Raw genomic sequence first — 22,321 nt, forward strand, 5'->3', positions numbered from 1 at the left:
AAATAGAAAAGAGGAAATAGATGATTACGCATTTTAAAGGTTTTGTTTATGGAGTAGACGCAAGTGCTATGTTTGCACAAGCAATGTCTTTGTTACAGAAGGGATTGATTGCGGTTGGTGCCTTTCTCGTTGTTGTGGGGATTGTCAACCTTGCAACCAACATTAAAGATGGTGGGCCAGGTGTTCGGAATGCCATTCTTGAAATTGTCGGTGGAGTTATGGTAGGGGCTGCTGGAGCCTTTGTAACTCAAATTTCAATTTAGGAGGATAAACAATGACATGAATCTTAGTTTAGTCTCACCCTTTGTTTACCTTGCATCTGAAAAAATATCAGCTGAAAATTTATTTGAAGGATTTAATGTAGATTTACAATCTACGGTAGATCTGATTAAATCCTTATCTAGCTACAATCCAACTGTTTGGACTTATATGTCTAGTATTACTAAAAGTGTCATGCAGCCTCTTGGAGTTGCGATTTTATCAGTTGTTCTCATCCTAGAATTTTCGAAGATGGCAAAGAAAATTGCTAACTCTGGTGGAGCGATGACCTTTGAAGCATTAGCCCCGATGTTGATTAGTTATATTATGGTCGCAGTTGTAATTACCAACACTACCGTCGTTGTAGAAGCCATCATCGGGATTGCGAGTCACGCCATTGAACAAGTGGCCTCAATTGTGGCTCACGGTGGGGCCAAGTATGATACCATCTCTGGATTAAAAGGTTCAGGCTTTATTGGCCGGATGATTGTAGGCTTTTTCGCCCTCCTCATTTGGCTTGTTCGGATAGTAAGTGCAGCCATGGTCAATCTTTTGGTATCTATTCGATTTATTCAACTTTACCTTATGATTCCATTTGCCCCTCTTACGATTCCAACATTTTTAAGTGATGAATGGAAGTCTATTGGTATTGGCTATTTAAAAAATATTATGGTCTATGCGGTACAAGGGGTTCTTATTTTTCTGATTGTTTCTCTTATTCCTTTGTTTGAATCTGCTGGGAAAATAGCCGTTTCAAATGGTGCAGGAGTCCTACAATCTCTTGCGATTATGTTTGGTAGTTTAATACAAGCTATCTTACTGATTATTGCCCTCGTTGGTTCTCAACGTACGGCTCGCTCAATTTTAGGTATGTAATTAGATAAAGGCTAGGAAGTGATTGCTTCTTAGCCTTTTTAGAAAGGAAAGTCATGAATACACGTGTCTTTAAAGACATCTCAAAATACCAACACAGGGCTTGGTTAGGTTTCACCACAAGACAAATCATCTTTGTCCTACCAGCTTTTATTGTCACAATTATTGTTTTGGGCTTGAATCTCTTTTTCTGGCAATTTGGAGATTGGTTTGTTTACGGTTTTGTGTTTGCCTTTACCATCCCCCTCATGCTATTTGGAGTCTATAAACCCAATGATTTATATTTTGAACATTATTTGAAATACCGTCTTCATTTTGAACTAACGGTTCCCCTACGCACAATTACAGGAAAGAAAGGACCTGAACATGAAAAGAAAATCAAATACATTAAAGAAACAAAAAACTTCAATGACTAATCAGAAAGAAGTAGTTAAAGGAAAAAAAGAGGAAGTGTTACCATCAACGGCTAATACTATTTCCTATCAAGCCCTGTATCAAAATGGTCTGATGCAGGTAAAAGAAGATTATTTCTCACAAAGCTATTTACTTGGTGATGTCAATTACCAGACTGTTGGTTTAGAAGATAAGGGCGCAATCATTGAGAAGTATTCTGATTTGATTAACTCTTTAGACGACCAAACCAACTTCCAATTGACTATCTTTAATAAAAGATTGAATTTAGAAAAGTTTAGACAAAGTGTTTTGTATGAGGAAAAAGAAGATGGATATGATACCTATCGTAAAGAATTGAATCGGATGATGAATCAGAATTTAGACAGTGGTGAAAATAATTTTTCAGCTGTGAAACTGATTAGCTTTGGAAGAAAGGATTCTAATCCCAAACAAGCTTATCGTTCCTTGTCTCAAATTGGAGAATATTTCAAGAGTGGTTTCTCAGAAATTGATGCTCGCTTTGAATCCTTGGCTGGAGAAGAACGGGTGAACTTGTTGGCAGATATGCTAAGAGGAGAACACCATCTTCCTTTTTCTTACCGTGATTTAACGAGATCGGGTCAGACAACTCGTCACTTCATAGCACCCAATCTCTTGGATTTTAAAAACAAGAATTACCTACAAATCAATGACCGCTTATTGCAGATTGTCTATGTGAGAGACTACGGCATGGAATTAGGGGATCAGTTTATCCGAGACCTCATGCAAGGAGATTTGGAATTGATTGTAAGCCTTCATGCTCAAAGTTCGACTAAGGCAGATGCTATGAAGAAACTACGAACAAAGAAGACCTTAATGGAATCCCAAAAGATTGGGGAACAACAAAAACTAGCTCGTACAGGTATCTATTTGGAAAAAGTAGGCCATGTTTTAGAAAGCAATATCGATGAAGCTGAAGAACTCTTAAAAACCATGACCGAGACAGGAGATAAACTATTTCAAACTGTCTTCTTGATTGGGATCTTTGGTCAGGATGAAGAAGAACTCAAACAAGCTCTAGATACGATTCAACAAGTGGCCGGCTCAAATGACCTAATGATTGATAAACTACCATATATGCAAGAAGCAGCCTTTAATAGTTTGCTGCCATTTGGTTGTGATTTTTTAGAGGGAGTATCACGGAGTTTATTAACGTCCAATATAGCAGTGAACTCTCCATGGACTTCAGTAGACTTACAAGACCGTAGTGGGAAATATTACGGTATCAATCAAATATCAAGCAATATTATTACCATTGATCGCAGCCTATTAAATACACCGTCTGGTCTGATTTTAGGGACATCTGGAGCTGGGAAAGGGATGGCAACCAAGCATGAAATTATCACGACCAAAATCAAGGAATCTGGTGAAAATACTGAAATTATCATTGTGGATCCAGAAGCAGAGTACAGTGTTATTGGACGGGCTTTTGGTGGGGAAATGATTGATATTGCGCCTGATTCCCAAACCTATCTCAATGTCCTTGACTTGTCTGAAGAAAATATGGATGAGGATCCTGTTAAGGTGAAATCAGAGTTTCTTTTATCCTTTATCGGCAAGTTATTGGATAGAAAAATGGATGGAAGAGAAAAATCAATTATTGACCGAGTCACCAGACTGACCTATCAGTCATTTAAAGAGCCTTCTTTGGAAGAATGGGTCTTTGTCTTGAGTCAACAACCAGAAGAAGAAGCGCAGAATTTGGCACTTGATATGGAACTGTATGTAGAAGGTTCTCTTGATATTTTTTCTCATAAGACCAATATTCAGACAGGATCTAATTTCTTGATTTATAACGTTAAGAAGTTAGGAGATGAGCTGAAACAAATCGCCCTTATGGTTATTTTTGATCAGATATGGAATCGTGTCGTTCGGAACCAAAAATTAGGGAAGAAGACCTGGATCTATTTTGATGAAATGCAGCTTCTCTTACTAGATAAATATGCCAGTGATTTCTTCTTTAAATTGTGGAGTCGTGTCAGAAAATATGGAGCCAGTCCGACTGGGATAACCCAAAATGTTGAAACCTTATTGTTAGATCCAAATGGTAGACGGATTATTGCAAATAGTGAATTTATGATTCTCCTCAAGCAAGCAAAAAATGACAGAGAAGAACTGGTTCAACTCTTAGGCTTGTCAAAAGAACTTGAAAAATACCTAGTCAATCCAGAAAAAGGAGCAGGACTGATAAAAGCTGGTTCAGTTGTCGTTCCCTTTAAAAATAAGATTCCTCAAGGTACTCAATTGTTTGATATCATGAGTACGGATCCTGATAAAATGGCTTCTAATTAAGGGGAAGGTAAATGAAGGATAAAAGAGAAATCATACGTGCCCGAAAGGCATTTAGAAGAAGTCTAAAAGATGAGAAGAAATTCTTGAAAAAAGGAAAGAAGGAGGTGAGGAAACAGAAAATAGATTCTGCTGTACTGGATGAAAAAGTATGGAAAAAAGAGATAAAGCAAAAGCTAGAGGAGATGAGAGAAGCTTCAAATGCTAGAGTAAAACAAGCAAATGAAGACTACAATCATATTCTTCAAAATAGTCCTCCATCTCTTTTGAATCGCAAAGAATTAAGAGACAGACGTTTACCTCATGCTAGAAAACGATTGAAAATATCCAAGAAGCAATTTAAGGAAGCTAAGGTAGAAGCAAAAGAAGAAAGAAAAGAGAGTCGTAAAGAAAGAAAAACCAATCAAAAATTTCTCTACGGTCAGGAATCGAAAGCAAAATCCAATTTTTTCTTTCACGGGAAGAATCTAGAAGAATTAAAAGCTAAGAAAGAAGTCAAGGCCGCAAAAGAGAATCTTAAATCTACTAAACAAGCCTATAAGTCCAAAAAAGTCAGTAGGAAAGCCAAAACTTTTCTTTATGTCCTTGGACGTGAAGGTGGAGAGTTAGCTTCAGAAAATGAAGATTTAGAAGGCTATCGCACGCTTCAAGAGACCATTAGAAAAGGGAAACGCTACAGTCGGCTTTCTTATAACATTGGGAAAGCTAGTGTCAAAACAGGACAAGCAACAGGTCGTTTTACCAAGAAAAGACTGACCAACACAAAAGAGCGATACCATCATTTTAAGGATGGAAAAGGATGGAAACTAGCGAAAGATAATCCAAGCTCCTTTAAAAATCGGTTTCGAAAATTAAAGAAACAAGGTCTTACAAGTGTCCGAAATATCTATCAAAAACTAAAAGCAGCCTTTTCCTTCTTTACATTTGCGGCTGGAAATCCTATAACATGGATAGTAGGAGGATTAGTTTTTCTTCTCTTACTTATGATGAGCTTCTTTTTAGGATTTTCATCTGCTAGTTTGATTCAACAAGATGAATTTGAATTAACAAAAGCTTATACCCACCTAACTTGGGAAGACGCAGAACATACTCGTACAAATGACAAAGGCATTACCTATTACACAAAAATTGATGATGTGATGGGCTATATGAACTTTAAATTCCATGATTACGAGTTAAACAAACCAGTTCACTTATTTAGTTCAGAAACTTACAAGGATTATCTGTCTACTTTGTGGCATGATTTAAACGATGGAGAAGATTTAAAATCCATGCAAGACCTTTATGAAACTCCTAAGTATAAACTATCAAAAGACGATCAAGAGGAAATGAAGGAACTAAAAGAAGAAGGTGTGTATGCTTCCATGCAGGAATTGGACAATCCATTTGAGGGGAAAAGCAACGAGGATAGTCTAACCATGACTTATCGTTATGGCTACTATGATTTAGACGGCAAACCTACCCTTCAGGAGTACATTCTACTAGAAGCGAAGGCTCACCAAAGGATTGTCGCACCAATGGATGGTGTTGTATCTCTAGACGGAGATAATGTTATTCTCACTAACGGAAAAGGAGAGAATGAGAGTCGCTTAACCTTATATTCCATTCATAATGGCCGTGCGATTGAGGGAACAAGAGTTCTAACGGGTGATGTTATAGGTGAAACACCAGATGATACAGGTTTGAAAGTTTCCTATCAAAAGTATAAGAACAAGAAAGAAAAATTGGTGTATGTCAATCCGCAATTTTATTTTCCAAAAGTCATTCAACTTCAGACTACTATTTTACCAGCAATTGGTCAGTTTGGTGGGGATGAGTTTGAACGAGCAAAACATATTTATGAGTTTTTGAAATCTCAAGGGGCAAGTCCCCAAGCCATTGCGGCTATTTTAGGAAATTGGTCGGTAGAGTCTTCTATCAATCCTAAACGAGCTGAGGGAGATTATTTATCTCCTCCAGTTGGCGCTACCGATTCCTCATGGGATGATGAAAGCTGGTTAGCGATAGGAGGACCAGCCATTTATAGTGGTGCTTATCCTAATATTCTTCATAGAGGTCTAGGTTTAGGGCAATGGACAGATACCGCAGATGGGTCAACACGGCATACAGCTTTATTGAATTATGCACATATCAAAAATAAGAAGTGGTATGATTTAGACCTCCAACTTGATTTTATGCTTCATGGGGATAGTCTTTACTATCAAAGTTGGTTAAAGGATTTCTTTGGAAATACGGGCAGTGCAGCCAATCTCGCCCAACTCTTTCTGACCTATTGGGAAGGAAATTCTGGTGACAAACTACTGGAAAGACAAACCAGAGCAACGGAATGGTATTACCAAATTGAAAAAGGCTTCAGCCAAACAAATGGAGGACAGGCAAAAAGTGACCCGCAATCCCTTGAAGGGGTTCGTGGGGACTTGTATGATCATTCTGTTCCTGGTGGTGGAGATGGTATGGCCTATGCCTATGGACAATGTACATGGGGTGTTGCAGCTCGTATGAACCAGTTAGGATTAAAGCTAAAAGGTAGAAACGGAGAGAAGATTTCAATCATTAATACCATGGGAAATGGTCAGGACTGGGTTGCGACAGCTTCAAGTCTTGGTGGGGAAACGGGCTCTACACCAAGAGCAGGTGCTATTGTTTCTTTTGTAGGAGGTACACATGGTACACCAGCCAGCTATGGTCATGTGGCTTTTGTAGAGAAGGTCTATGATGATGGTTCTTTCCTTGTGTCTGAAACCAACTATGGGGGCAACCCTAACTATACCTTTAGAAAAATCTCTCAAGCAGATAGTGCCATCAGTTTTGCTTATACGACCAAATAGAAGAGTTTACACTTGAAATTGTAGCTATTTAAAGATACAATATGTCTATAAATGAGTGGTCGGCTCATGGTCAATCTGATAGTAATCTTGGACATAAGGGCCAAGCGGTGGCGGACACCAGAACAAAATCCGATAGCAATCTTGGACGTACGGGCCAAGCGGTGGCAGACACCAGAATAAACCGACTGATTAGGTGGCTTACAGGTTCAGTAAGTCATCTTTTTTATTTGAAAAAACAGTAAGAAAGCGTAAAAAATCAATTCCTGTACTAGCGTGTAATTGAAATTTTTTAGTTTTGGCGTTAGAACTGTTTCCTCAGTCCTAGCCCCTTCTCTTTTTGATAAGTATGCTTGGCAGAAAGTAGTTTGTAAATGATTCTGAGAATCTTATGAGCATAAGCAATGACGGCCTTCATCTTGCTTACTCTTTGGGAAATTCGATTATAAAAAAAAGAAAAAGCTGGATCCTTGGAATGTGCTGCAATTAATCCCGACATGGTCAAAGCCTGTTTTATTTAGCGATTTCCTTGCGTGATGTGTGAGGATTTTTTAATGCCAGCACTATAGGCTAAACATCTTTTTCTGTCATGAGTTAGCAGGCTCTGCCTGATTAGAGTTTTACATGTAATCTATTTTAATAGTAATGTTTTATCATTTTCAGGAGAACGCAGTTTTGGCTCGTTCTCTTTTTTGTTGTGATACTTCTTTCAAGGAATATTTGGTAGGATTGGAGTGAAAAAAGATTAACTAAGAAAGAAGGAAGTATATGGAAGCCATTTATCAACGTGATTCGGATCAAGATGGACTGACTGACGCTCAAGAATTTGCGCTAGGAACCAATCCTCTTAGCGCAGATTCTGATGGTGATGGTCGTTCAGATTTAGTGGAAATAGAAGAAGGAACCAATCCCTTAGAAAAGGATTTACAAGACATAGACCAAACAAGTATCACTGAACCGTCCTCAGTATTTATGGAAATGAAACAAAAGATTTCAGATATGATGGAGAGTCACTACAAGGAATTTATACAGGCTCTGATTAGTATTGAAACAGGGATTGAAAACCAACAAGACCTAGAAGACTTATATACTTACTACATGAGAACGGATGCCGTTTCTCTTTTATCTAGTGATTTAGAAATCAGTCCTCAAGAGGTTGAAATGGAGATAGAGTTGTAGGGGAATCATGTGATTCTCCTATTTTCGTATAGATGAAAGGAGCGAGTATGGAAGTAATACAATTATTGGCTATGTTTCGTGGAACAATTCCAAAAGATAGAGAGAAAATGGACTTATTTCTTCGTTATCAAGCGCAACATTTTGATGAGAAATGGCAGAATTTGGTAGAGAGTTTTTTGACTGAAGAGGGCAAGATAGAGGAGATACCTCATGTCTATTCGTTTCATCAAGATATTATCTCTTTCCTAGAGGCCAGTTCTGAAAATAATGACCAAGATTTAGAAAGTTACACAAGAAATTTTGGACAAGCAGGTCTAAGTAAATTATCTCAATTAAGTAATTTTGAGAAAAACTTGGTGCTAGAAGTCGCAACCTATAATCTTTTCACTCGATTTTACATCCAATCTGAGAAAGAGAAGCTAACACCATTAAGTGAGCTTGTATTTCATCAGAATCAGGATGTCAATTTAGTCAATGTCTATCGGGTTGCGAATAATCTATCTGACCGCATTAGTAGAGATATAGAGGAGTTTCTTCTAATGGTTGATTCCAAAGAACTAAAAAAAGAAGTTCTTGAGATTCATTTTGAAGAAAAAGAAGGAGATGTTCTAGCCTATTTGGGTTCAGAATTGATGGCTACTTTAGATATCGTTACGGATCTTGTCCATCATGAAGAAAACTACACACAACTCCCACTGACACAAAAGCTGAAAATTATTACTTATTTTGATGAAGTAAAGGCTATAAGAGAAAAGTCTAAGCAAGTAGAGGAAGCAGTCTTACCTTTAGATAATATTGACCAGGTAGAAGAAAATGTGGAAGTTCATTCCCTATCTAAAGTAGATAAAATTGTAGAAGAAGCTTTGAGGGAATATCCAATCGGTTCACAAGTAAGTTATAAAGGACAAGTATTTCAGTTGGTTTCGATTGAAAATGCGCAGTTAAATGACTTAGTTCGCCTAGAGCTATTCAATGATTCCAACCAGTTATTTGAAGAGAATCCTATCTTATACTTGAACAGTTTGGAAGAGATTGAACAAGTATTGTCTCATTTAGAACTTGAAAAAGAAGATTCAGAGATTGAGATTGATTCATCAAGTGAAAGTCAGGAAATAGATTTGTTTTCCTACCTGGAAGAAGAAAATGTAAATGAAAAGGATAAGGAAACAAAATCTTTAATTTCAGGTATAGAAGAGACGGATGTCCCTGTTCTAGATTTTGTTTTTCCAGATGATTTAGAGGACTTTTATCCTAAGACAAATCGAGAAAAGATTGAAACGAATATCGCCGCAATTGAACTTGTTAAAAGATTAGAAAAAGAGGGACGACAAGCGAATCCAGAAGAACAAGAACTACTAGCCAAGTATGTCGGCTGGGGTGGTCTTGCCAATGAATTTTTCGATGAACTCAACCCAAAGTATGAAACAGAACGTTTAACTCTTAAGAGCTTAGTAGGTAAATCAGAATACTCCACTATGAAACAAAGTTCTCTCACAGCCTATTATACAGACCCAATGATTATTCGCCAGATTTGGCAAAAGTTACTGGATGATGGTTTTGAGGGAGGAAGGATATTAGATCCTTCTATGGGGACTGGGAACTTCTTTGCGGCTATGCCTAGAAGTATACGAGAGAAATCAGAACTCTATGGAGTTGAATTAGACAGCGTGACAGGCGCAATCGCAAAACAACTCCACCCCAATACCCATATTGAAGTGAGAGGATTTGAAGAAGTTCCCTATCAAAATAATAGTTTTGATTTAGTCTTAACGAATGTTCCGTTTGGAAATTTTCGGATTGCAGATAAAAACTATGATAAACCTTATATGATTCATGATTACTTTGTCAAACACTCACTTGATTTAGTAAGAGATGGAGGACAAGTGTCGATTATCTCATCTATCGGGACAATGGATAAGCGGACAGATAATGTCTTACAAGAAATTAAATCCAACACTCATTTTTTAGGGGGAGTTCGGTTGCCAGATACGGCTTTTAAAAAGATTGCAGGTACTCGAGTGACCACAGACCTCCTCTTCTTTCAAAAGGATCAAGCAAAGAATCTTAATGAAGATGAGCTTGTCTTTAGTGGCTCTATTCCCTTTGAAGAGGATAAGCGTGTCTGGATTAATCCATATTTTGATGGGAAATACAATACACAATTTTTGGGTCAATATGAGGTACGTAATTTTAATGGAGGAACTCTCAATGTTAAGGGGGTATCAGAAACATTAGCTACTGACATAATGGAAGCTTTAGAGAATGTGGAAGCACCTAAACAAATTGACAATTCTTTGAAAGCACCTGTTTTTATCCAAGAAGAAGTGGATAATTCTATCCCAAGTCGTATACGGGAGGACTTAGCGCTCTATTCTTTTGGATATGAGGGAAATCAAATTTATTACCGAGATACGCATGGTATTCGGAAAAGTTCAAAAGTAGACGAAATTAGTTATTATGTAGACGAGAAGGGAGATTTTAAAGCCTGGGACAGTTCTTTGTCTGAACATAAAATAGACCGATTCGTGCAACTTCATTTGACAGATGAGGAAGCACTAGATGTTTACAAGTCAGAAGAAGCGAGTAAAAGAGGGAAATATAAGGGACTGTTCAAAAAAACTGTCTTTTATGAAAGTCCCTTATCGGATAAGGACATTAGTCGTATTAAGGGCATGGTTGATTTGAGAGAGACCTATCAATCCTTAATTGAAATTCAACGTCATCCAGATTATAGTCGGGCTGATTTTCAGGTGTTACTTAGTAAACTCAATCATGACTATGATCGCTTTGTAAGTCAATTTGGATACTTGAATGCCTCAGTCAATCGGAACTTATTTGATAGTGACGATAAGTATTCTTTACTAGCAAGTTTAGAAGATGAATACATTGATTCTAAAAGTCAGAAAGTAAAATATAAAAAATCTTTAGCCTTTGAGAAAGCATTGGTTAGGCCAGAGAGAGTGATTGCAAGAGTTTCAACGGCTCTAGATGCCTTAAACTCTAGTTTATCGGATGGTAGAGGGGTTGATTTAGACTATATGGTATCAATTTATCCTGAACATAGCCAAGCTGCTATTTTAGATGAGTTGGGTGACCAGATTTTAATAGATCCAGAAAGCTATTTAAGAGGGGAAAGAAAATATCTTTCTAAGAACCAGTTTTTATCAGGAGACATTCTCAATAAGATAGAAGTAGTTCAACTATTAGTGGAGGAAAACAACCAAGAATATGATTGGAGCCATGCTTTAGATTTATTAGAATCTGTTCGCCCTCCAAGGATTCATCTGGCAGATATTGAGTTTAAAATAGGGTCACGTTGGATTCCTCAATCCGTTTATGGTAAATTTGCCTTTGAATGTTTTACCAATCGTGAATTTGAATTGTCTTCGCCAGATGTTGAACAAGTCATTGAAGTGAATCCTGTCGATGGGCAGGTTCATTTAAGGACATCATTTGCTTATCGCTATCCAAGTGCCAAAGATAGTAGTCTTGGAGTTAGTGGGTCACGTTATGATACAGGAAGAAAGATTTTTGAGAATTTACTTAATTCGAACCAACCGACGATTACTATGACTATTACGGAAGGAGAAAAGAAAAAGACCATCACAGATTTGGAAAAAACCTCTGTTCTAAGAGCAAAAGAGCAGTATTTACAAGAGCTCTTTCAAGAATTTGTCTCACGGTATCCAGAAGTCCAACAAGTCATTGAGGAAAGCTATAATCGTCTTTATAATCGAACAGTTAGTCGAGAATATGACGGTAGCCATCTAGTCATTGATGGCTTGGCACAAAACATCAGCCTTCGCCCTCATCAAGAGAATGCCATTCAAAGAATCGTAGAAGAAAAAAGAGCTTTATTAGCTCATGAGGTAGGTTCAGGAAAGACCTTGACCATGCTTGGTGCTGGGTTTAAATTAAAGGAGTTGGGGATGGTTCATAAGCCCTTGTATGTAGTGCCTTCTAGTTTGTCTGCTCAATTTGGCCAAGAGATCATGAAATTTTTCCCTACTAAAAAAGTCTTTGTGACTACTAAGAAAGATTTTGTGAAGGCGAGAAGAAAACAATTTGTGTCACGTATTATTACAGGAGATTACGATGCCATTGTCATTGGGGATTCTCAATTTGAAAAAATCCCTGTCAGTAAAGAAAGACAGATGAACTATATTGAGGATAAACTCAATGAACTACGAGAGATTAAAACACATTCTGAAAATAAGTATACCGTTAAAGAAGCAGAGCAATCAATAAGTGGTCTAGAGAAACAATTGGAAGAACTCCAACGCTTTAATCGTGATAGTTTTATTGATTTTGAGAACTTAGGAATTGATTTTCTCTTTGTGGATGAAGCACATCACTTTAAAAATATTCGTCCCATTACTGGACTTGGAAATGTAGCAGGGATTACTAATACAACGTCTAAGAAAAATGTGGATATGGAAATGAAGGTTCGACAGATTCAGGAAGAACATGATTTTAAAAATATTGTCTTTGCGACAGGAACACCTGTTTCCAATTCTATTAGTGAGTTATACACTATGATGAACTACATTCAACCCGATATCTTAAAACGCTATCAAGTTGATTATTTTGACTCTTGGGTAGGTGCTTTTGGAGAAATTCAAAACTCTATGGAATTAGCTCCTACAGGGGATAAGTACCAACCTAAGAAACGATTTAAAAAGTTTGTCAATCTACCTGAGTTGATGAAAATCTATAAAGAAACAGCCGACATTCAAACACAAGATATGTTGGATTTACCTGTTCCAGAAGCTCATATTATCCCTATTGAGAGTGAGTTAACTGAAAACCAGAAACTCTATCTAGAAGAATTAGTTATGAGGTCAGATATGGTCAAATGTGGAACAGTTGATCCGAGTCAGGATAACATGTTAAAGATAACAGGTGAGGCACGGAAACTAGCAATTGATATGCGTTTATTGGACTCTAGTTATAGTCTAGCAGACAATCACAAACTGCTTCAGGTAGTGGATAATGTTGAAAGAATTTATCGTGAGGGAATGGGAAATAAGGCTACTCAGATGATTTTTTCAGATATTGGCACACCTAAGAAAAAGGATAATGGTTTTGATGTCTATTCTGAGATTAAGGCTTTATTAGTTGATAGAGGAATCCCTAGTAAGGAAATTGCCTTTGTACATGATGCCAATAGTGATGAAAAGAAGAATAGTTTGTCTCGAAAAGTCAATGCAGGAGAGGTGCGGATTCTCCTTGCCTCAACTGAAAAAGGGGGAACAGGTTTAAATGTTCAGAGCAAGATGAAAGCAGTTCATCACCTGGATGTACCGTGGAGACCAAGTGACATTCAGCAACGCAATGGACGGATTATCCGACAAGGAAATGAAAACAAGGAAGTGGATATTTACCACTATATTACCAAAGGTTCGTTTGATAATTATCTATGGGCAACTCAGGAGAACAAACTCCGTTATATTAAGCAGATTATGACTTCTAAGGAGCCGATTCGTGCTGCAGAAGACATTGATGAACAGACTATGACAGCTTCTGATTTTAAGGCACTAGCAACAGGTAATCCTTATCTCAAATATAAGATGGAACTAGAGAATGATCTAACTCTATTAGAAAATCAAAGACGCGCCTTTCAACGCAGCAAGGATCACTATCGTCATACAATCTCCTACTGTGAAGAAAATATGCCCATTCTTGAGAAACGATTAAGCAAGTATGAAGGCGACATTCAACAGTCAGAAATGTCGAAAGACCAGGCATTTTCTATGACGGTAGGTAAGCAAGCTTTTGATCAACGATCTGAAGCAGGGGAATCCCTACACCGTTTTATCCGTCATAATCAAGCTGACAGCAAAGAATTCCGTACCCTAGCAAGCTATAGAGGATTTGACATTAAAATGCTTAGTCTTCCAACAAATCAACCTCTTCCTGAAACCTTCTCTGTTAAGATTGTAGGAGAAAATCAATATTCTGTCAGTTTAGATTTGTATTCTCCTTTAGGGACCATTCAAAGGCTTCAGCATACGATTGAACACATTAAAGAGGACCAAGTGAAAACTCAGAACTTATTGGATGAATTAAAGGATAAATGGACTACTGCTAAGGTAGAAATTGAGAAAAATTTTCCAAAGGAAGAGGATTATCAAACAAAAAAGGCCGAATACGATGTACTCGCGCCATTGATTGAAACAGAAACGGATTTAGATATTATAGATCAAGCCTTAAGACAATTCCATGAAAAAGGAAACGAAAAGCAGGAACAACTTTCTTTTGAATTGGATTAAAAAATAGATACAAATAGTGGACAAGAAATGAAAAGCGCGGTAGAATAAAGATAGAAAGAAACGAGGTAACAATTATGATGGAAGATACCTATTATCAATTAGAAGAGGCTTTGGTACAGGGATTTCAAACACCTGAAGAATACCAAGCCTACAAGGAGTTAAAGGAACATTATGAGGAAGTGACAGGCGATTACAGCTTTTCCAAACGAGAACTCACTAGCCAATTGGAAATCACTCTTCAAAATCATCGAGGTGTGGACTTTGAAGAACATGAAAAAGAGGAGTATTTGGACTTAGTTCAAAAATTAGAAGAGTTTGATTCCTCTCTTGCCACCCATTATCGTCAATTGATTGATTAGGAAGGAGAAAGTCATGAATGATTTACTCCTTATCCCAGTAATTTTTTTAGCAGTAGGAGGAATTCTCATTCTTTTATGGAGACTCTTTCTTATTGCCAGTGGACTTTTCCTTATTGGTTTTATCAGTTTTCTTATTTTCGTGGAGGTCTATGGAATTTATTTGTTCTTTACTGAACCGACTTTATACTTTGATGATATCAGGCAACATGGTTTAACTAGTTTTACGGCTGTGTACCTTTTCATCAATCTGATGTTGGTTCTAGGATTCAGTTGGCGTTTCATAAACTCCAAAACTAAGGAAAGTATGTAAACTTGTTAGATGGTTAAAAAACTTTATCTGAATCTAAATTCGGATAGGGTTTTTTATTTGCCTTGATTCTTTCATATACATCATAGCTAAATTGGAGTAATAATTTATGAAAATCATTATCCTCACTATTATTACTTGTATTTATGGCTTGTTTATGGCGTTCAATATGAGAAAGAGCTCTTCTCAAATTTTCTTCTTTTAATTTGTTCATATTTATATTATAAACTGAAGACAGCTAATTTTGATATTTTTCTCTGAACTGTACGATTTTTCGCCTGAAATGTAGGAATTACCTTTCGTTGTGATGTGATAAAACTTACAAGTTCTTTTTGTTATTCTTGACCTAGTTTTTATAGAAAGAAGGTCTAAGATGTTAAATAAAGTCAAAACTAAAGCGTTAATTAGTGTTGGAGCAGTAGCCGCAACTAGCTTTATTCTCATGATGGGATATACTGTTGGTCAACATTCTACTGCTAAAAAAAGTCGCAAAGAAATCGAATTGGCTGCAGCTAAACTTGTAGAGGACAAACAAGCAGAAGATAAAGCAAGTATTTTGTCATCAGATACTGTAAAAGAATTTTTGACACAGTACTATACGAAAGAAAAGCTCGGAGAAAATAATACACGTATTCAACCTTATATGACTGAATCGGCTTATTCCCAAGAATTGTCAAGTCAAAATGATGCCATGAACCAAGTGTATAAGGATTATATTTTAGATTATCATTTCGAAAAAGCTGATATCTTTGTCAATCAGACTACGAATCAAGCTATTGCCATGGTCTCTTATAATGTAACCTATGTATCTGATTTAAAGAATGCCAACCAATCAAAGACGAATCAGACAGAAACAAGAACAGTTAAGTTATCCTATTCTAAACTACCTGGTAAGTTATTGGTCAACCAAGTACAGGTTTGGAAATCTGGGTTAGATGATTTAGATAAGGCAACTCCTAAAACTTTAGAAGAATCCTCATCTGTTCCATCACTGCCAAATACTACGACAAAATGATGATATTGCATGGAAATAGAAGAATGTAAGAAAATTTCAATTCTTGATGTAGCAAGTCGTTTAGGTATCTCCTTTAAACAAGTTTCGAGCAGTGTCTATGAACATCCTGAACACGATTCATTTCGGATTTTTTCAACTACCAATACTTTTAAATGGTTTTCAAGAGATATTCAAGGTGATGTCATTGATTTTGTTCGACTTGTTAAGGGAATTTCCTTTAAAGAAGCTCTAGCCTTTCTTTCTGAAGAACCTTTTCAAAAAGAAACTGTTCAAGAAAAAAGAGAGAGACCATTTTATTATCCTTTAAAGAGAATAGAAGATTCTCACTGTAGTCTGGCCAGATATTACTTAACAGAATGTAGAGGAATTTCAGAAGAAATCGTACAAAAGATGATTCAACAAGGTTTGATAGTACAAGCTAGTTGGAAAACAAATGAAACAGTTGAACCTGTTATTGTTTTTAAAAGCTTTAATCATCGTCACAAGCTGCAGGCAGCAAGTCTCCAAGGGATTTATAAGAATCACTCTCTTCCTAGAGAGAGGTTAAAAACGATTCTAAAAGGAAGCCATGGACATGTTGGAATATCCTTTGATATTGGTAAACCTAATAGACTGGTCTTTTGTGAATCGTTCATCGACTTAATGAGCTATTACGAACTTCATCAACAAAGTCTATCTGATGTTCGTTTGGTATCTATGGAGGGATTAAAAAAGTCTGTTGTTGCTTATCAAACTTTACGACTGATAGCTGAAGAAAATCAGAAGTTGGAATTTTTGGATACAGTAATACCTTCAAAGTTATTGCCTTTAATCAATACAATTCGTGATACCACCAGCTATTTTGATAATCATCCTGATTTATTGACACTTGCGGTAGATTGTGATGATGCAGGTAAAGATTTTTCTGATAAGTTATCTCAATCAGGATTTCCTGTTTTACTGGATTTGCCTGATAATGAATCTGGGAAAGAAAAAGTAGACTGGAATGATGTCCTTCGAGAAAAGAAATCAGATTTACAATTTATGCTTGAGACTGCAAAAGAGCAATTGGGGAATCAACCAGTAGGACAAACTTCTCAATGTTTAGAATTGTGATAACAAAATCAAGATGTTTTAGCTAATATTAGAATGAAGGAGGATCGTATATGACCATAATCGAACGCTTAGAAGAAAAGGTCACTAGGCAAGAAAGCAAGGTAGCAAGAGAGACAGAAAAGCTCGCTTCTTACAAAGAGCAACTGGAGACAGCGATGTTTGTGACGTTCAAAAGGCGTCAAAGCATTAGTCACATGAGTTTTGAAGAAGCTCTTGACCATGCCTTCGGTAGAGAAAGACAATTCGATGATTCTGAATTTAGAAAGGATGAAATGAGTGAATGACAAAAGATTGGAATTTTAATCAACCATTAGAGAGTAAATCAGAAAATCAAGAAGATCCAGATAAAATTGCGGCCTTATTTGGAAATCATCAAGGAGGTAATGATGTAAATTATGAAGCAGCTTTTCAAAAGCGTAAACAAGCACCTGTGACGGAATCAAATTCTAGTTCTAAACCCAAAGTTACAGAGGTTAGAACAGGAAAAGAGACAGATATCACTACAAGTTATCAGCAACATCTTAAAAGACTTATTGCAGATAACAATAGCGATATTCAAAGTAGTCAAAAGAAAATTGAAGAGCTACATACGTTGATCGACACAAAGAATAAAGACAATAAGAAATTGCAGTCAATTTATGATGCGATTTCCGAATTACACTAAGCAGTCCTGATAGGCTGCTTTTTTTGAGAGGTTATAGATGTTTACAAAACTTTTTAAGAAAAACCAAGACAATAGTGATGTATTTAAGAAGCTAATTCATAGACTATCTGATATGTCTGTACAAGATCTTGAAAAAATAGACCGACTGTTAGATATCATTTTCACTCCAGATCAAGGATCAGAACAACTAAAAACAGAAGCAACTTACAGAGAAGAAACTTTGGACGACACATTAAAGGAAGCTAAGAATCAACTTCATAAGGAACAATTGGAGAAGAATTTAGAGAGATTTAGGAAAAATAGTCAATAACGCACCAAAATTGGTGCGTTCTGCTTTTTTATGCTATAATTGAATTATAAAAATAAAGGAGTTTGCCATGATTGGAAAGAACATAAAATCCTTACGTAAAACACACGACTTAACACAACCCGAATTTGCCCAAATTATAGGAATTTCTCGAAATAGCTTGAGTCGTTATGAAAATGGAACTAGTTCAGTCTCTACGGAGCTAATAGACATCATTTGTCAAAAGTTTAATGTATCTTATGTCGATATTGTAGGAGAAGACAAAATGCTTAATCCTGTTGAAGATTATGAACTGACTTTAAAAATTGAAATAGTGAAAGAAAGAGGTGCTAATCTATTATCTCGACTTTATCGTTATCAAGATAGTCAGGGAATTAGCATTGATGATGAATCTAATCCTTGGATTTTAATGAGTGATGATCTATCTGACTTGATTCATACGAATATCTATTTAGTTGAAACTTTTGATGAAATAGAGAGATATAGCGGCTATTTGGATGGAATTGAGCGCATGTTAGAGATATCTGAAAAACGGATGGTAGCCTAATGGATATCCAAGATTATACTGATAGTGCATTTAAACATGCTTTAGAGCGAAACCTTCGCTCACTGACAAGAGGAAAAAAGTCCAGTAAACAACCTATAGCGATTTTGCTTGGAGGGCAAAGTGGTGCTGGTAAGACTACAATTCATCGAATTAAACAGAAAGAATTTCAAGGAAATATTGTTATCATAGATGGCGATAGTTTTCGTTCTCAGCACCCACACTATTTAGAACTGCAGCAAGAATATGGCAAAGATAGCGTTGAATACACCAAAGATTTTGCGGGAAAAATGGTAGAGTCTCTAGTAACCGAATTGAGTCATTTGGGATACAATCTTTTGATAGAGGGAACTTTACGAACAATTGATGTTCCAAAGGAAACAGCACAACACTTGAAAAGTAAGGGATATGAAGTACAATTAGCCATAATCGCAACAAAGCCCGAATTGTCCTATCTGAGCACCCTTATCCGATACGAAGAATTGTACGCTATCAATCCAAATCAAGCACGCGCAACTCCAAAAGAACATCATGATTTCATTGTAAATCATCTAGTTGATAATACACGACAATTGGAAGAAATAGCTATCTTTGAAAGAATTCAAATTTATCAACGAGATAGAAGTTGTGTATATGATTCAAAAGAAAATACAGCTCCAGCAGCAGATATTCTTCAAGAGTTACTGTTTGGGGAGTGGAGTCAGGTAGAGAAAGAGATGTTGAAGGTGGGGGAAAAGAGACTTAATGAATTACTTGAAAAATAAACAATTTATATTTTTAGGAGAGTAGAAGTGAGAGGGTTTAATAACAAGATAAAGTCTGTTTATCAAGAACTAACAAATTCCAAAGAGAAATTCGGTAGCTTTCACAAGACTTTAATTCATTTGCATACACCTGTTTCTTATGATTACAAGCTATTTTCTAATTGGACTGCAACGAAATATAGAAAAATTACTGAAGATGAACTATATGATATATTTTTTGAAAATAAGAAAATAAAAGTTGATAAGACAATTTTTTTTAGTAATTTTGATAAGGTTGTTTTTTCTAGTTCAAAAGAATATATTAGTTTTCTTATGTTAGCAGAGACAATCATAAAAAATGGAATAGAAATAGTTGTAGTAACTGATCATAATACTACCAAAGGTATTAAAAAGTTGCAAAAGGCAGTCTCAATCATAATGCAAACTTATCCGAATTATGATATACATCCTCATATTTTACATGGAGTAGAAATTAGTGCAGCGGATAAATTGCATATTGTATGTATATATGATTATGAACAAGAGTCATGGGTTAATCAATGGTTAAGTGAAAATATTATAAGTGAGAAAGATGGAAGTTATCAACATTCACTGACTATCATGAAAGATTTCAATAATCAAAAAATAGTTAATTATATTGCTCATTTCAATAGTTATAACATTTTGAAAAAAGGTTCTCACTTATCAGGTGCATATAAACGAAAGATTTTTTCTAAAGAAAACACACGATTTATTGGTGTTAAAAATATAAATTCTGTTGAAGGTTCTAGAAAAAAACTATTAACAGATTTTAATTGTGAGCCCAATTTTTTATTAGATAATGATTCTCACGAAATTGATTCACTCGGGAAGAACAATCTGTGGTTGAAAGGTGGAAAAATTTCTTTCAATATGTTTCAAGAAGCATTGTTTGATTATAATGTATCAGTTAGTTTATGTGAGCCAAGCTTTAAACAAAAGTCTTATATAAAAGGATTATATATAGAAAATCGTGGGGAAAATAGAAGTTTTCTTGCAGGTGATAAATTAAAAAAAGATAAAGACTTCTTTTTAACATTTTCACCATCTATGAATTGTTTAATTGGAGGGAGAGGTACAGGGAAAAGCACATTAATTGATATGTTACAATTTGTACTTTCTCAAGATTGTGATAAGCAAAGCAAATTGGAATTTCTATGTAACCATGCAAATGCTTTTGTACTCTATGTTTTAGAAGAAACTGAATATATTATTGAAGTTAGTTTGCCAGATGTCAAACAAGAAAATAAGGATAATATTTTACAATATTATGGGCAAAATCGAGAGAATAGGTTTGGCTATTCTTACATATTTAATTCTGACTCTATTAAAGAATGGACACGGTCTCTGTACACAAAAGTTTATAAAGTTGAAGGTAACCATTTTAAATTAGTTGATAAAACTAGAATTTTAGAGAAAATGTTTGATAGGAGATATTCTGTTAATGAGTTAGTTAAAACAGCTGACGGTGAAAAAATTACAGAATTTATTTCTAATTTAATGATTAAAAATAAAAAATTACCGAGACCAGACTATGGGCTAAGAACTCAGACACTCGAATCGTTTGAAGTAAAATTAAAGGAACTTGATGAATATTTAAAACAGCGGAAGCAATTAATACTCGAAATTATTGAGGATTTTAATAAAACTCAGATTGGTAAGTTAAGAATTTGTTATGAACAAATTGATAGATGGGAAGAACCGCATTTGGAAAGTTATCTTTTCAAGAATAACAGTTCTTCGTTTGAAAATTATAGAATCAGTATGCAAGATGTAGCAGACGTTTTATATCTTATCTATCGGGAATTAGGAATGAAAGAATTTGTTAAAGTCATTGTAAGACAAAATATTCCTAATAAGTATTTTATGCTTTTAAAAAGTATCTCTGAAGATAATTTTGCAAAACAAGAAAATAATTGGAGAGATAAATCTGAAATTAATGAATACAACATTATGCATTTAAAAACGAGTATCTACTCTTTAATTGAAAATAGTAGTTTATTAAATGAGTTTAAAAGAGTTTTAAAAGCGCATGTAGCAAATGAAAGGTTATTTTTGGAGTTTAATATTAACTCCAAAGAAACCTCACACCAACTTGATATCCTCTATAAAGAAGTTGGTGTATTAAGTTTGGGACAAAAAGTTGTAGCCATGCTTGATTTTTTATTAGCGTATAGTGATTATTCTAAAGACTTCAGACCATTGATTATTGATCAGCCTGAAGATAATCTAGATAATCGTTATATTTACAGGCATTTAGTTCAGCAGTTTAGAGATGTGAAAGCTCAACGACAAATTATTTTAGCAACACATAATGCTACAATTGTAACAAATTCTATGACAGATCAAGTTGTTATTATGGAGTCAGATGGAGTTAACGGATGGATTGAATCACAGGGATATGTTAGTGAAAAATATATAAAAAATCATATCATCAATCAATTAGAGGGAGGGAAAGATTCCTTCAAGCATAAAATGTCTATATATGAGACGGCTTTATCAGAGTAGAGCCAGAAAAAGTAGGTTAGAAATTTAGCCTACTTTTTCTTTGTTCGACAGGCATAGTGTACATCTGAGGTCCAAGTCTTCTTTTGATATCTGCTGCAGATGAAACCAATAGCGACTCCTAAGCCTGAATATCTTGAGGTAGGGGGGAGAGGAAGGAATTAGCGAAATCAAGGCTCTACAAACAGAATCGTGACTTGAAGCCATATAGCGGATGAGGAATTCTAAAATCCAAATAGGTGTCGTAACCTATATACGTAAATTACGAGAGTAAACTAGGAAAGATGTACGGCTTATTCCGTGAGCGTTTAGGACGTAGTACAACGAATCATGGGAGTCAGCTGAACCCATAGTATTGAAGAAATTTCTGTAATGGAAATGGAGCGAAGGGTGAACAACTAAATGGATATCTCTCTAATTAAATTTGTCAATCCTAATTCCTGGCCTGAAAAGACAGTGAACTGAAAACGTAAATGATGGAAGCTGATCACAAATATAGGACGGCACTGATAGAACGAATTGTAAAATGAAAAGATGAGTGAGTATAATGCTCTCGTTAAAACTTAGTTGGCCCGCTGTGTGCCGAACGGTACGCACAGTGGTGTTAGATGGGCT

The 22,321-nt window shown here is 35.8% G+C and carries 19 protein-coding genes; 18 read left to right on the forward strand and 1 reads right to left on the reverse strand.

From position 1 onward, the window contains the following. Nucleotides 1–20 precede the first annotated feature (20 nt). The 10 genes from CYK16_RS08025 (at nucleotide 21) to CYK16_RS08070 (ending at nucleotide 14,797) form a co-directional block, all read left to right on the forward strand. The gene (locus tag CYK16_RS08025) at nucleotides 21–263 is read left to right on the forward strand and encodes a hypothetical protein (protein ID WP_000627865.1); all 243 of its coding nucleotides are present in this window, start codon (nucleotides 21–23) and stop codon (nucleotides 261–263) included. A gap of 16 nt (nucleotides 264–279) precedes the next feature. Continuing rightward, entirely contained in the window at nucleotides 280–1,134 is an 855-nt protein-coding gene (locus tag CYK16_RS08030; protein ID WP_101776874.1) for a conjugal transfer protein TrbL, read from the forward strand. A 53-nt stretch (nucleotides 1,135–1,187) separates the two neighbouring features. Beyond that, nucleotides 1,188–1,547, forward strand: a complete 360-nt coding sequence (locus CYK16_RS08035) for a PrgI family protein (protein WP_001097589.1) — start codon at nucleotides 1,188–1,190, stop codon at nucleotides 1,545–1,547. Continuing rightward, nucleotides 1,498–3,855 carry a VirB4-like conjugal transfer ATPase, CD1110 family gene (locus CYK16_RS08040; RefSeq protein ID WP_180948756.1) on the forward strand — a complete coding sequence of 786 codons (2,358 nt, stop codon included), beginning with the start codon at nucleotides 1,498–1,500 and terminating at the stop codon, nucleotides 3,853–3,855. The genes CYK16_RS08035 and CYK16_RS08040 overlap by 50 nt, the downstream gene beginning before the upstream one ends. A gap of 11 nt (nucleotides 3,856–3,866) precedes the next feature. Beyond that, nucleotides 3,867–6,680, forward strand: coding sequence for a phage tail tip lysozyme (locus tag CYK16_RS08045; protein ID WP_101776875.1), 2,814 nt, complete (start codon nucleotides 3,867–3,869; stop codon nucleotides 6,678–6,680). A 51-nt stretch (nucleotides 6,681–6,731) separates the two neighbouring features. Next, nucleotides 6,732–6,860, forward strand: coding sequence for a hypothetical protein (locus tag CYK16_RS10910; protein ID WP_256363417.1), 129 nt, complete (start codon nucleotides 6,732–6,734; stop codon nucleotides 6,858–6,860). A gap of 585 nt (nucleotides 6,861–7,445) precedes the next feature. After that, complete coding sequence (locus CYK16_RS08055; RefSeq protein WP_020998530.1) at nucleotides 7,446–7,856, forward strand: thrombospondin type 3 repeat-containing protein; 411 nt, start codon at nucleotides 7,446–7,448, stop codon at nucleotides 7,854–7,856. 47 nt (nucleotides 7,857–7,903) lie between these two features. Beyond that, nucleotides 7,904–14,128, forward strand: coding sequence for a DEAD/DEAH box helicase family protein (locus tag CYK16_RS08060; RefSeq protein ID WP_180948757.1), 6,225 nt, complete (start codon nucleotides 7,904–7,906; stop codon nucleotides 14,126–14,128). A 74-nt stretch (nucleotides 14,129–14,202) separates the two neighbouring features. Beyond that, complete coding sequence (locus tag CYK16_RS08065; protein ID WP_023916199.1) at nucleotides 14,203–14,487, forward strand: DUF5962 family protein; 285 nt, start codon at nucleotides 14,203–14,205, stop codon at nucleotides 14,485–14,487. A gap of 13 nt (nucleotides 14,488–14,500) precedes the next feature. Then, a complete protein-coding gene (locus CYK16_RS08070; protein ID WP_000998893.1) occupies nucleotides 14,501–14,797 on the forward strand; it encodes a DUF5966 family protein in 297 nt (98 codons plus the stop codon). A gap of 13 nt (nucleotides 14,798–14,810) precedes the next feature. On the opposite strand, the gene CYK16_RS08075 is transcribed toward CYK16_RS08070, so the two are convergent. Then, the gene (locus CYK16_RS08075) at nucleotides 14,811–15,008 is read right to left on the reverse strand and encodes a hypothetical protein (RefSeq protein ID WP_001841477.1); all 198 of its coding nucleotides are present in this window, start codon (nucleotides 15,006–15,008) and stop codon (nucleotides 14,811–14,813) included. A gap of 159 nt (nucleotides 15,009–15,167) precedes the next feature. On the opposite strand from CYK16_RS08075, the gene CYK16_RS08080 reads away from it, so the two are divergent. The 8 genes from CYK16_RS08080 (at nucleotide 15,168) to CYK16_RS08115 (ending at nucleotide 21,709) form a co-directional block, all read left to right on the forward strand. Then, a complete protein-coding gene (locus tag CYK16_RS08080) occupies nucleotides 15,168–15,809 on the forward strand; it encodes a hypothetical protein (protein ID WP_023916200.1) in 642 nt (213 codons plus the stop codon). A gap of 9 nt (nucleotides 15,810–15,818) precedes the next feature. Then, nucleotides 15,819–16,904, forward strand: coding sequence for a toprim domain-containing protein (locus CYK16_RS08085; RefSeq protein WP_101776877.1), 1,086 nt, complete (start codon nucleotides 15,819–15,821; stop codon nucleotides 16,902–16,904). 50 nt (nucleotides 16,905–16,954) lie between these two features. Then, entirely contained in the window at nucleotides 16,955–17,188 is a 234-nt protein-coding gene (locus CYK16_RS08090) for a DUF5965 family protein (protein WP_061590579.1), read from the forward strand. Then, entirely contained in the window at nucleotides 17,185–17,568 is a 384-nt protein-coding gene (locus CYK16_RS08095) for a DUF5945 family protein (protein ID WP_002933294.1), read from the forward strand. The genes CYK16_RS08090 and CYK16_RS08095 overlap by 4 nt, the downstream gene beginning before the upstream one ends. A gap of 37 nt (nucleotides 17,569–17,605) precedes the next feature. After that, nucleotides 17,606–17,878, forward strand: coding sequence for a hypothetical protein (locus CYK16_RS08100; protein WP_037612719.1), 273 nt, complete (start codon nucleotides 17,606–17,608; stop codon nucleotides 17,876–17,878). A gap of 67 nt (nucleotides 17,879–17,945) precedes the next feature. Beyond that, the gene (pezA, locus tag CYK16_RS08105) at nucleotides 17,946–18,422 is read left to right on the forward strand and encodes a type II toxin-antitoxin system antitoxin PezA (protein ID WP_000579610.1); all 477 of its coding nucleotides are present in this window, start codon (nucleotides 17,946–17,948) and stop codon (nucleotides 18,420–18,422) included. Beyond that, complete coding sequence (gene pezT, locus CYK16_RS08110) at nucleotides 18,422–19,183, forward strand: type II toxin-antitoxin system toxin PezT (protein ID WP_041331778.1); 762 nt, start codon at nucleotides 18,422–18,424, stop codon at nucleotides 19,181–19,183. The genes pezA and pezT overlap by 1 nt, the downstream gene beginning before the upstream one ends. A gap of 27 nt (nucleotides 19,184–19,210) precedes the next feature. Further along, the gene (locus tag CYK16_RS08115; protein ID WP_101776878.1) at nucleotides 19,211–21,709 is read left to right on the forward strand and encodes a Spaf_1101 family AAA-like ATPase; all 2,499 of its coding nucleotides are present in this window, start codon (nucleotides 19,211–19,213) and stop codon (nucleotides 21,707–21,709) included. Nucleotides 21,710–22,321: the final 612 nt, after the last annotated feature.

It is taken from the genome of Streptococcus oralis subsp. dentisani (assembly GCF_002860905.1).
Lineage (GTDB): Bacteria > Bacillota > Bacilli > Lactobacillales > Streptococcaceae > Streptococcus > Streptococcus oralis_BA.